Source organism: Aeromonas sp. R5-4 (genome assembly GCF_040908215.1).
GTDB classification, from domain to species: domain Bacteria; phylum Pseudomonadota; class Gammaproteobacteria; order Enterobacterales; family Aeromonadaceae; genus Aeromonas; species Aeromonas veronii.
The window spans coordinates 151,204-162,521 of sequence record NZ_JBFODG010000016.1 but is presented as its reverse complement, the minus strand read 5'-3'; the positions used below and the strand labels follow the sequence as shown (position 1 = coordinate 162,521).

Genomic DNA, 11,318 nt, shown 5'->3' with positions numbered 1-11,318 from the left:
TACTAATTACCCGTGAGGCTTAACCATACAACACCCAAGAAGTGTTCTAAGGCTTGTAACAAACCTAAGCGAACTACTAATTCAGTGATAATGACCAAGTCGTTATTCACATCAGCTTTCCAAGATTGAAGAATTTGCCTGGCGGCCATAGCGCCGTGGAACCACCTGATCCCATGCCGAACTCAGAAGTGAAACGCGGTAGCGCCGATGGTAGTGTGGCATTCGCCATGCGAGAGTAGGACACTGCCAGGCACCCAATTTAAGAACCCCGCTCGATGAGCGGGGTTTTTTATTGCCTGCAATTCAGAAAGTCGTCTGATAACTGACCTTTTATTCCCTCTTCTCTGCCGTTTTCCCTGTTTTTCCTCCCCGATTTTCTCCGGTTATGCCATCGCGGCTGGCGGTGGTTGTCGCTATAATGGCCGCCCTCAAGCAAGGTGGTGGTATGAAAGCAGAATATCTACAGCGATTCGGGGGCATTGCCCGTCTTTATGGTCAGAACGCCCTGCGTTCCTTTAGCCAGGCCAAGGTCTGTGTGGTGGGGGTTGGCGGCGTGGGCTCCTGGGCTGCGGAGGCGCTGGCACGCGCTGGTATCAACCAGATCACCCTGATCGACATGGACGATATCTGCATCACCAACACCAATCGCCAGATCCACGCCATGAAGGGGACGGTTGGTCGCCTCAAGACCGAGGTGATGGCAGAGCGCATTCGCGCCATCAATCCGGATTGCGAAGTGATCGAGGTAGACGACTTCGTCACCGCCGACAATCTGGCCGAGCATATCAAGCGGGAGTTTGACTATGTGGTGGACGCCATCGACTCGGTCAAGGCCAAGGTGGCGCTGATTGCCTTCTGCAAGCGCAACAAAATCCCGGTGATTGTGGCGGGTGGTGCTGGCGGACAGATGGATCCGACCCAAATCACCGTGGCCGATCTGGCCAAGACTATTCAAGACCCGTTGGCGGCCAAGGTGCGCTCCGACCTGCGCCGGTTACACAACTTCAGCAAGAATCCGGCGCGCAAATTCGGGGTGGAGTGTGTTTTCTCAACCGAGCAGCTGAGCTATCCAGATGGCAATGGTGGCACCTGTCAGGCCAAAGCGGCCAGCGATGGCACCATGAAGATGGATTGCGCCTCCGGCTTTGGCGCCGTGACGCCGGTGACGGCAACCTTTGGGCTGGTTGCCGCGTCCCGGGTATTGAAGAAGATTGCCGAGCGGGGTGCCCGCGCCGAGAAAGAGGCAGGGAATGAAGATGTTGGGTCGATTGGCGAAGCCTAATCGACCACTGAACAAGGCGGGTTAGACCGCTTGTTCCCGGATCGCCAGCACGATCGCTCTGAGCCCGTTACCTCGTGACGGGCTCAAGTGTTTCTCAAGTCCCAGTTCGCTGAAATACCCTTCCATATCAAAAGCCTGGATCGCCGCAGAAGATTGGTGGTTGAGTGCCGCCAGCACGATGACGATAAGGCCCCGCACGATGCGAGCATCGGAATCACAGGCAAAGTGCCAGCAGCCATCCTCGCTTTGTTCTCCCTTCAGCCAAGCCTGGCTTTCACACCCCTTGAGGCGAAACTCCTCCTGCTGCCATTCGCCGGGTAGCTCCGGCAGCTGCTTGCCGAGCTGGATGATGAGCCGGTACTGGTTCTCCCAGCCGTGGGCGGCGGCAAACAGTTGGCGGATTTTGTCGGCGTTGGGCTCAAGGCCAATCTGGGTATAGCTTGCGAGGTCACTCATTCGGTTATCTGCCTTAGAAGAAGTCACTGAGTTTGTGCAGGGCGGCCAGCAGGGCGTCGACATCATCCCGATTGTTGTAGCAAGCCAGCGAGGCACGCATGGTACCGCCGATCCCGAGCGATTCCATCAGTGGCATGGCGCAGTGATGGCCGACTCGCAGGGCGATCCCCTGCATGTCGAGCAGGGTAGCAGCATCTTGCGGGTGGATGTCGTCGAGCAAGAAAGAGACAGCACCGGCGCGTTGGCTGGGTTCGCCGACCAGACGCAGCCCCGGCACCTGTTGCAGGCCAGCGACCAGATAGTCGGTCAGTGTCTGCTCATGGCTGGCGAGCCATTGCCGATCTTGCGCCATCACAAAGTCGATGGCGGCGGCGAGGCCGATTGCGCCAGCGATATGGGGGGTGCCCGCCTCGAATTTGAAGGGCAGGCTATTGAAGGTGGTGCCGCTGAAACTGACCCGGTCGATCATTTCACCACCTGCTTGCCAGGGCGGCATCAGCTCCAACAGCTCGGTGCGGCCCCATAACACGCCGATGCCGGTCGGGCCATAGAGTTTATGACCGGAGAAGGCGTAGAAGTCGCAGCCGATGGCTTGCACATCCACCTCGAGATGAGCCACCGCTTGGGCGCCGTCGATCAGTGTCACGGCGCCAACCGCTTTGGCGGCAGCCACCATCCAGGTGACCGGATTGACAGTGCCGAGGGCATTGGATACGTGGGCCACGCTCACCAGCCGGGTGCGTGGTCCCAGCATGGCGTGATAGGCGGCCAGATCGAGATCGCCCCGCTTATCGAGTGGGATAACCCGGATCACCGCGCCGGTACGCTGGGCGACCAGCTGCCACGGGACGATATTGGCGTGGTGCTCCAGCGTGCTGAGGATGATTTCGTCCCCTGTCTTGAGTTCGTTCATCCCCCAGCTCTGGGCTACCAGATTGATCGCTTCTGTGGTACCACGGGTCCAGATAACTTCGTGGCTGCGGGGCGCATTGATAAAGCGGGCGACCGTTTCGCGGGCGGCCTCGAAGGCGCGGGTCGCGCGGCCACTCAGGGCGTGGGCGGCACGGTGCACGTTGGCGTTGTCGACCCGATAGTAGTGAGTGATGGCATCCAGTACCGCTTGCGGCTTCTGGGTGGTGGCGGCGTTGTCCAGATAGACCAGAGGGTGGCCGTTTACCTCCTGCGCCAAGGCCGGAAACTGGCTGCGCAGTTGGTCATGCTGTTGCTGATTCATGCTCCCCTCATCATCTGGAAAAAGTCATCATCTCGAAAGGTCGGTCATGATCCTGAAAATAGCGCCCGAACACAAGGCGCGATAAGCCCGATTGGCGGTTGCCTGCCGTGCAGCAGGTACGGCTCGTCGGGTGATTTCTGGTACAATGCCGCCCCTCATCATAAGCCAAGAGATCCGGCCCATGAAGCTCAACCCCAATCAGAACGAAGCGGTCAAGTATGTCTCCGGCCCTTGCCTGGTGCTGGCGGGTGCCGGATCGGGCAAGACCCGCGTCATCACCAACAAGATTGCCTATCTGGTGCAGCAGTGCGGCTACAGTGCGCGCAACATCGCTGCGGTCACCTTTACCAACAAGGCGGCGCGGGAGATGAAGGAGCGGGTCGGCCAGACCCTGGGACGTAAGGAGGCGCGGGGGCTGATGGTCTCCACCTTCCATACCCTGGGTCTCGATATCATTCGTCGTGAGCACAAGAGTCTGAATCTCAAGGCCAACTTCTCCCTGTTCGATGACACCGACCAGCTGGCGCTGCTGAAGGAGTTGACTGAAGACGAGCTCGACAACGACAAGGACAAGCTCTCGGCCCTTATCAGCCAAATCTCCAACTGGAAGAATGACCTTATTCTGCCTGCCCGTGCCATGCGTATCGCCCGCGGGCCCGAAGAGGTACTGATGGCTCAGCTCTATGAGCGCTATCACCGCCAGATGGTGGCCTATAACGCGCTGGATTTTGACGACCTTATCGTGATGCCGACCCTGCTGCTCAAGAGCAATCAGGAGGTGCGTGAGCGCTGGCAGAACAAGATCCGCTACCTGCTGGTCGATGAGTATCAGGATACCAACACCAGCCAGTACGAGCTGGTGAAGCAGATCGTCGGCGAGCGGGCCCGTTTTACTGTGGTGGGGGATGATGACCAGTCCATCTACTCCTGGCGAGGTGCCAAGCCGCAGAATCTGGTGCTGCTGAGCGAAGATTTCCCCTGCCTCAAGCTGATCAAGCTGGAGCAGAACTACCGCTCCAAGCGGCGGATCCTCAAGTGCGCCAACATCCTGATCGCCAACAATCCGCACGTCTATGACAAGGCGCTCTTCTCCGAATTGGATGAGGGGGTGAAGCTCAAGGTGCTGTTCGCCAAGAACGAGGAGCACGAAGCGGAGCGGATCGCCGCCGAGATGATGGGCCACAAGTTTATGAACCGCACCCGGTTCAAGGATTACGCCATCCTCTATCGGGGCAACCATCAGTCGCGCATCTTCGAGAAGGCGCTGATGACCAACCGGATTCCTTACCGCATCTCCGGCGGCACCTCGTTCTTCTCCCGCACCGAGATCAAGGACATCATGGCCTACCTCAAGCTGCTGGTGAATCCGGATGAGGACACCGCCTTCCTGCGGGTGGTCAACCTGCCGCGCCGCGAGATTGGCCCCTCCACCCTCGAAAAACTGGGTCAGTATGCCAACCAGCGCGGCAAGAGCCTGTTTGCCGCCAGCTTCGAGCTGGGGCTGGAGCAGCACCTCTCTGGCCGTGGCCTCACTGCATTACAGGCCTTCACCAACTGGTTGGTACGCCTTGGCGATCAGGCGTTGCGCGGTAATCCGGTAGAAGCGGTGCGGGACATGATCAAGGAGATCCACTACGAAGAGTGGCTCTACGAGACCTCCCCCAGCCCGAAAGCGGCCGAGATGCGGATGCAGAATGTCTCCACCCTCTATCGCTGGATCACCGAGATGCTGGAAGGGGATGAGCTGGAGGAGTCGATGACGCTGGCTCAGGTGGTCACTCGCCTCACCCTGCGCGACATGATGGAGCGCAACGAGGGGGAAGATGATGCAGATCAGGTACAGTTGATGACCCTGCACGCCTCAAAGGGGCTGGAGTTCCCCTATGTCTACATGGTGGGGATGGAGGAAGGCTTGCTGCCTCACCAGACCAGCATAGATGAAGACAACGTGGAGGAAGAGCGGCGTCTCGCCTACGTGGGGATCACCCGGGCTCAGACCGAACTGACCTTCACCCTCTGCAAGGAGCGGCGTCAGTTTGGCGAGTCGGTACGTCCGGAGCCGAGTCGCTTCCTGCTGGAGCTGCCGCAGGATGACCTTGAATGGGAAAACCAGAAGAAGGTGACTGCCGAGGAGCGCCAGCAGAAGGGGCAGGTCGGTGTTGCCAACCTGCGGGCGTTGTTTAAGAAGGATTAACCCTAAGGATTGGCCGGGGTCAGTAGCGGCACTATGTCTGCTCCCGGCATGGGCGGAGAGATATAGCGCCCTTGCCCCATCCGGCAGCCGATATCAATCAGCTTCTGCAACTGCTGCTGGTTCTCGATCCCCTCGACGACCAGGGTGTAATCGAGATCCTGACAGATATCCCGCATGGCGCGGATCAGCGCCAAATCTTTGGGCGATTGCAGCATCCGCTGGGTAAAGCTGTCATCCACCTTGATGTAATCCACCGGGAAGTGGAACAGAGCGTTGAGGGAGGAGAAGCCGGTGCCGAAATCATCGAGGCTGATCTGGATACCCTTGGCCCTCAGGTCATGCAGGGATGCCAGCGCATCGGAATCTTGCCGCGACAGCTCCCGCTCGTTGAATTCAAAAATCAGATAGCCGGGGGCGACCCCTTCCTCTTCGATGATCCCCATCAGTCGCATGATGTGGTCATGGTTGACCAGATGCTTGCCCGACAGATTGATGGCGACCTTGAACTTGCCCTGCCCGGAGATTGGCAGCCAGTTCTTCAGTTGCTGACAGGTGTGGCGCAGGATCTGGTAATCCAGCTCCAGAATCAGGCCGCACTGCTCTGCCAGCGGAATAAAGTCGAACGCATCCTTCAGAATCCCCTCCTCGGTCAGCCAGCGCGCCATCACCTCCAGTCCGGTCAGGCGGCTATCCTGCAGCCGGATCACCGGCTGGAAGTAGGGGACGATACGCCCCTCCCGCAAGGCTCTGGCCAGCATCTCTTCCGGCGAATTCCAGTTCTGGTTGATGCAATCATCCGAGTAGCTGACGATGCGACTGCGACCATTGCGTTTGGCCTGATACATGGCCAGATCGGCCTGATGGAGCAGCTGGCTGATATCTGAGGTTTGCTCGGAGACGCTCGATACCCCAAGGCTGACGGTAATGCTCAACTCGTTGCCGAGTAGCCGGAACGGGTAGGAGAGACGGCTGATAATGCGGTTGAGCACTGGGCTGATGTCATCGTCGCTCTTGCTGCTGTCCAGATAGATGACAAACTCGTCGCCCCCCAGTCTGGCCACCAGATCGTTTTGCCGGATGCAGGTCTGCAGGCGGCGGCTCACCTCCTTGAGCAGCTGATCGCCAGCACTGTGGCCCAGGGTGTCATTGATCTGCTTGAAATGATCCACATCGATAAAAATCACCGCGAATCCCGGTGACTTGTAGCGGTTGTAGTGGGTCATGGCGTGGTTGAGGTGGTTCATCAACAGTGCGCGGTTGGGCAGCTGGGTCAGCGGGTCGTGAAGCGCATCGAATTGCAGCCGCCGTTCCAGCTCCTGATGCTGCTTGAGCTGCTTTTGCAGCCTGAGGTTGGTCTGACGCAGCTGTTGCAGCCGCTGGTTGATGGAGTCTTCGGTATTGATGTCGTTGAGCTGCTGGCGGATCCGTCTCAGCTCCAGCAGCAGGGTGAGCTGGCCACGCAGGAAGTCGAGAAACAGCTTGTCGTCGGTCTCCAGCGGTTGAGCCGTGCTGATGATGAAGTGGGCGAAGTACTGTTGTTGCAGCCGCAGCGGCATGCTGTGCCAGTAGCGTGACTCCCTGCTCACCTCGATATTGCTGGTGCTGTGGCACAAGCCGCTGATGAACTCGTCTCCTTGATGGGGATGGGCAGGGTAGATCTTTTCCAGCTTCTGACTGGTTAGCCTGACCAGCAGCATGTCCTCGATGGTGAGCATCTGACGCAGTACAGCTTCCAGTTGGGAGAAGAGCGCCTGGGCCGGCAGGGTATTGGCGAGCCGCATGATGCGGCTGATGCTCTCGATTTTCTTTTTCCAGTTCGGGTCTTTGCGGATCAGCGGTGAAGGGAGCTCGGTGAGATGGGATCCCGCCTGGGTTTCGGTCAGCCGCTTGGCCAGACACTCCAGCAGCAGACGCAGGGTCGGCAGGTCGGCGGGGGTGCCACGCGCCAGTAACCACTGTATCTGGCCATGCTCGATGGGGAAGACGCACCACCCTTCGGCCTCATCCAGCTGGGTGAGTTGATCGGTGATGCGGGACTGCTCACGGCCCAGCTGTTGCTTGAAGATATCGCTGACCTTGTAGGCGTAAAGCCAGTTTAGACCGGTATCGGAGAGGCCCAGCATGCCGAAATGTTGCAGCGGGCAGAGTTGGTCAATCTGCTGGATCAGGGCATCGTAATCGTCAGACGTGGCGGTTTGTGGCGCCGGGAAGTCCATAATGGCAGAGACCAACGCCAACAGAGGAGTTGAGTAGTGGGGTTCGATGGATTGGGCCGACATGTGCAACTCCCGATATGTCTACCTTACAAGAGTAGTCGGAAGCCGATAGATTGAAAGGGCCGCAATTGCGGCCCTTTCAAATACTTACAGCTTGTCGATCATGTAGTGGATGGCGTTTTCAATCTCTTCATCACTACAGTTCGCACAGGTGCCGCGTGGAGGCATCATGCCGGACTTGCCGGTAAAGCCTTCAATGGCATGTTTCTTGAGAGTATCAATGCCCTGGGTGATGCGAGGATCCCAGGCGGCTTTGTCACCCCGTTTGGGGGCACCGGCGGCGCCGGTGTCGTGACAGGCAAAGCAGGCGCCCTTGTATACCGTTTCGCCATCGCGGGGACCGGAAGAGGCGGCCGCCGCCGGAGCAGCACTCGCGCCGGCAATACCTTCCAGATCCTTGGCGGTATAGACCTGACCGATTGGTTTGATCCGCTCGGCAATGGCTTCCGGTGACATCTCATCGGCAGCAAGCACTGCCCCAGACAAGCTGGCGGCCGTCATCCCGACAGCCAGCAAATAGCTCAGTTTTTTCAACACGCTCATATACTCCCAGCAGTCTTTTATTATCCATGTAAACGACGGGATTATAACCGAATAGTTACAGCCATTTAAACGCTTGTGTGTGAAGTGTTAAACACTCTGCGTACAAAGTTTTGGGCGATATCACGGCAATTCGGGCGGTGGAGATAAAAAGAAACCCGACATTCGCCGGGTTTCGAGTAACCAAGGGGTGAAATGGGTTATTTATCCCAGCTCAGGATCACCTTGCCGGAGTGGCCGGAGCGCATCGCATCGAACCCTTGCTGGAATTCGTCGATGTGGAATCTGTGGGTGATGATGGGGGAGAGATCCAGCCCGGACTGGATCAGGCTGGCCATCTTGTACCAGGTCTCGAACATCTCGCGGCCATAGATCCCTTTGATAAACAGCCCCTTGAAGATCACCTTGTTCCAGTCGATGGCCATGGTGGAGGGGGGAATGCCGAGCATGGCGATCTTGCCGCCGTGGTTCATCTTGTCGAGCATCTCCTGGAAGGCGCTCGGGACGCCGGACATCTCCAGCCCCACATCGAACCCTTCGGTCATGCCCAGCTCGCTCATCACGTCGGCCAGCTTCTCCTTGGCCACGTTGACCGCGCGGGTGGCGCCCATCTTGCGGGCCAGCTCCAGCCGGTATTCGTTGACGTCGGTGATTACCACGTGGCGCGCACCCACATGGCGGCAGACCGCGGCGGCCATGATACCGATGGGGCCTGCCCCGGTGATGAGCACATCTTCACCCACCAGATCGAAGGAGAGGGCGGTGTGTACCGCATTGCCGAACGGGTCGAAGATGGCGGCCAGCTCGTCCGGGATGTTGTCCGGCAGCTTGAAGGCGTTGAATGCGGGGATCACCAGATACTCGGCAAAGGCGCCCGGGCGGTTGACGCCAACACCAATGGTGTTGCGGCAGAGGTGAGTGCGGCCAGCGCGGCAGTTACGGCAGTGACCGCAGGTGATGTGCCCTTCGCCGGAGACCCGATCGCCGATGGCGAAGCCGCGCACCTCCTGACCGATGGCGACCACTTCCCCAACATATTCGTGGCCGACCACCATGGGTACCGGAATGGTCTTCTGGGACCACTCGTCCCAGTTGTAGATGTGGATATCGGTGCCGCAGATGGCGGTTTTGCGGATCTTGATCAGCAGGTCGTTGTGGCCGAGCTCGGGGGCCGGCACATCCGTCATCCAGATGCCGACCTCTTTGTGCAGTTTGGAGAGTGCTTTCATGGCTGTTCCTTCAATATGAATGCAGAAAAAAGGGGCTGCAGCCCCTTGATTCAAATCAGATAACGCCGAGTTCACGGCCGATGCGGATAAAGGCGTCGATCGCCTTGTCCAGCTGCTCGCGGGTGTGAGCGGCAGACATCTGGGTACGAATGCGCGCCTGACCCTTGGGCACGACCGGGAAGGAGAAGCCCACCACATAGATGCCGGCTGCCAGCATGCGGCTCGCCATTTCGGAGGCCAGTTTGGCATCCCCCAGCATCACCGGAATGATGGCGTGGTCGGCGCCAGCCAGAGTGAAGCCAGCGGCGCTCATCCGCTCGCGGAAGTAACGGCTATTCTCTTTCAGGCGGGCGCGCAGGTCGTGACCTTCCGCCAGCATGTCGATCACCTTGATGGTGGCAGAGACTATGGAGGGGGCCAGCGAGTTGGAGAAGAGGTACGGGCGGGAGCGCTGACGCAGCCAGTCGATCACCTCTTTCTTGCCGGAGGTATAGCCACCGGACGCGCCGCCGAGCGCCTTGCCCAGGGTGCCGGTGATGATGTCGACCCGATCCATCACGCCGCAATATTCGTGGGTGCCACGACCGTTTTCGCCGATAAAGCCGACGGCGTGGGAATCATCCACCATCACCAGCGCATCGTATTTGTCGGCCAGATCGCAGATGGATTTGAGGTCGGCGATGACCCCATCCATGGAGAAGACGCCGTCGGTGGCGATCAGCTTGAAGCGGGCGCCATCGGCGTCAGCCTGCTTGAGCTGGGCTTCCAGCTCGGCCATGTCGTTGTTGGCGTAGCGATAGCGCTTGGCCTTGCACAGCCGCACGCCGTCGATGATGGAGGCGTGGTTGAGGGCATCGGAGATGATGGCATCTTCGGCACCGAAAAGGGTCTCGAACAGGCCGCCATTGGCGTCGAAGCAGGAGGAGTAGAGGATGGTGTCTTCAGTGCCGAGGAAGGCAGACATCTTCTGCTCCAGCGCTTTGTGCTGATCCTGGGTGCCGCAGATGAAGCGTACCGAGGCCATGCCGAAGCCGTGGCTGTCGAGTCCCTGATGGGCGGCGGCGATCAGATCCGGGTGGTTGGCCAATCCCAGATAGTTGTTGGCACAGAAGTTCAGTACCTGCTCACCGCCGACGGCGATGCTGGCCTGTTGGGCGGAGGTGATGATGCGCTCCTGCTTGTACAACCCTTCAGCTTGCACCTGGTTCAGTTGCTCGGTCAGGTGACGATAGAATCCGTTAGACATCCTCGATCCTTATTGGCTATTTCAGCTGCGTATCAACAGAGGGCGACATTTTACTGCAATCTGTTGCGGTAAATTCAAATGATTGTGCTGATATTCAACAAATGTGAAACAGATCTCACCCAGCTGGTTGGGCCAGCTGACGGTAGTGCTGTTCCAGTTGCTGGATCTGTCCGGCCACCTGGGGTTGCACATAGGGGCGCAGCAGGAACAGCACCTTTAATACGCCCTGATAGAGCAGCGGTTTGGTGATGCGAGTGTTGGGGGCCTGAGCGATCTGGAACGGGATCCAGCAGGTCACCACCATCTTGATGGTCTGGCCCAGATCCGGCAGGTCTTCATCGCTGACATCTATGATGCCCCCTTCGCGCAGGCTTCTGAGCAGGGCGACCACGGAGGAGCGCATCTGCTCTTGGGCCTTGAGGTACTTCTGTTGCAGTGGTTCGTCACGGCTCAGGATGTCCGGCAGATTGGCGTAGAAGAAGCGGAACTGCCACATCAGATAGAAGATGGCATCCAGATAGCCCATCAGATCCTGCAGGGTGATTTCACGGTTGCGGGTCGGCACGAAGCTCTCGCTCAGGTGACGGGCATACTGGTCGAAGATGGAGTGGATGATGTCTTCTTTATTGCGGAAGTGGTAGTAGAGGTTGCCCGGGCTGATACCCATGTGCGCCGCAATATGGTTGGTGGTGATGTTGCGTTCACCCTGATCGTTGAACAGCTCGGTCGCGCTGTGAATGATCCTGTCTCTGGTTTTCATCACTCATTCCTCCAACAGGTTCCGCTCGGGGCAGTTTTGAACAAGGTCGAATCCCCAGACGGCCCGTGATAAACTTTTCGGCAATTTCAAATTGGCTCACT

General features: G+C 58.5%; 9 protein-coding genes and 1 rRNA gene. 3 read left to right on the top strand and 7 right to left on the bottom strand.

The window, feature by feature from the left end:
• Positions 1-137: 137 nt before the first annotated feature.
• Together rrf and tcdA are read left to right on the top strand one after the other, a co-directional pair.
• Positions 138-252 (top strand): 5S ribosomal RNA (gene rrf / locus AB5Y83_RS08420).
• 193 nt (positions 253-445) lie between these two features.
• Entirely contained in the window at positions 446-1,282 is an 837-nt protein-coding gene (tcdA, locus tag AB5Y83_RS08415; protein ID WP_031227701.1) for a tRNA cyclic N6-threonylcarbamoyladenosine(37) synthase TcdA, read from the top strand.
• A gap of 21 nt (positions 1,283-1,303) precedes the next feature.
• Here the strand turns inward: tcdA and AB5Y83_RS08410 are convergent, their stop codons facing one another.
• Both AB5Y83_RS08410 and AB5Y83_RS08405 read right to left on the bottom strand, forming a co-directional pair.
• Positions 1,304-1,738 (bottom strand): SufE family protein, encoded by a 435-nt coding sequence (locus AB5Y83_RS08410; protein ID WP_368175001.1) that lies wholly within the window; start codon positions 1,736-1,738, stop codon positions 1,304-1,306.
• A 13-nt stretch (positions 1,739-1,751) separates the two neighbouring features.
• On the bottom strand, positions 1,752-2,972 hold the full coding sequence (locus tag AB5Y83_RS08405; RefSeq protein ID WP_368175000.1) for an aminotransferase class V-fold PLP-dependent enzyme: 1,221 nt from the start codon (positions 2,970-2,972) through the stop codon (positions 1,752-1,754).
• A gap of 181 nt (positions 2,973-3,153) precedes the next feature.
• Here AB5Y83_RS08405 and rep point away from each other — a divergent pair, with 181 nt between their 5' ends.
• Positions 3,154-5,166: a DNA helicase Rep gene (gene rep, locus AB5Y83_RS08400; protein ID WP_368174999.1), complete on the top strand. Its 2,013-nt coding sequence runs from the start codon at positions 3,154-3,156 to the stop codon at positions 5,164-5,166.
• Between the two features lie 2 nt (positions 5,167-5,168).
• On the opposite strand, the gene AB5Y83_RS08395 is transcribed toward rep, so the two are convergent.
• The 5 genes from AB5Y83_RS08395 to AB5Y83_RS08375 form a co-directional block, all read right to left on the bottom strand.
• A complete protein-coding gene (locus AB5Y83_RS08395) occupies positions 5,169-7,445 on the bottom strand; it encodes a bifunctional diguanylate cyclase/phosphodiesterase (RefSeq protein WP_005355671.1) in 2,277 nt (758 codons plus the stop codon).
• A gap of 84 nt (positions 7,446-7,529) precedes the next feature.
• Entirely contained in the window at positions 7,530-7,985 is a 456-nt protein-coding gene (locus AB5Y83_RS08390; RefSeq protein WP_368174998.1) for a cytochrome c5 family protein, read from the bottom strand.
• 197 nt (positions 7,986-8,182) lie between these two features.
• On the bottom strand, positions 8,183-9,211 hold the full coding sequence (tdh, locus tag AB5Y83_RS08385) for an L-threonine 3-dehydrogenase (RefSeq protein WP_005340852.1): 1,029 nt from the start codon (positions 9,209-9,211) through the stop codon (positions 8,183-8,185).
• Between the two features lie 55 nt (positions 9,212-9,266).
• Complete coding sequence (locus AB5Y83_RS08380; protein ID WP_113740206.1) at positions 9,267-10,457, bottom strand: glycine C-acetyltransferase; 1,191 nt, start codon at positions 10,455-10,457, stop codon at positions 9,267-9,269.
• 115 nt (positions 10,458-10,572) lie between these two features.
• Positions 10,573-11,217, bottom strand: a complete 645-nt coding sequence (locus AB5Y83_RS08375; RefSeq protein WP_005340848.1) for a TetR/AcrR family transcriptional regulator — start codon at positions 11,215-11,217, stop codon at positions 10,573-10,575.
• Positions 11,218-11,318: the final 101 nt, after the last annotated feature.

Coding starts and splice junctions, on each gene's coding strand:
- tcdA (WP_031227701.1), top strand. CDS start 446: ATGAAAGCAGAATATCTACAGCGATTCGGGGGCATTGCCCGTCTTTAT.
- AB5Y83_RS08410 (WP_368175001.1), bottom strand. CDS start 1,738: ATGAGTGACCTCGCAAGCTATACCCAGATTGGCCTTGAGCCCAACGCC.
- AB5Y83_RS08405 (WP_368175000.1), bottom strand. CDS start 2,972: ATGAATCAGCAACAGCATGACCAACTGCGCAGCCAGTTTCCGGCCTTG.
- rep (WP_368174999.1), top strand. CDS start 3,154: ATGAAGCTCAACCCCAATCAGAACGAAGCGGTCAAGTATGTCTCCGGC.
- AB5Y83_RS08395 (WP_005355671.1), bottom strand. CDS start 7,445: ATGTCGGCCCAATCCATCGAACCCCACTACTCAACTCCTCTGTTGGCG.
- AB5Y83_RS08390 (WP_368174998.1), bottom strand. CDS start 7,985: ATGAGCGTGTTGAAAAAACTGAGCTATTTGCTGGCTGTCGGGATGACG.
- tdh (WP_005340852.1), bottom strand. CDS start 9,211: ATGAAAGCACTCTCCAAACTGCACAAAGAGGTCGGCATCTGGATGACG.
- AB5Y83_RS08380 (WP_113740206.1), bottom strand. CDS start 10,457: ATGTCTAACGGATTCTATCGTCACCTGACCGAGCAACTGAACCAGGTG.
- AB5Y83_RS08375 (WP_005340848.1), bottom strand. CDS start 11,217: ATGAAAACCAGAGACAGGATCATTCACAGCGCGACCGAGCTGTTCAAC.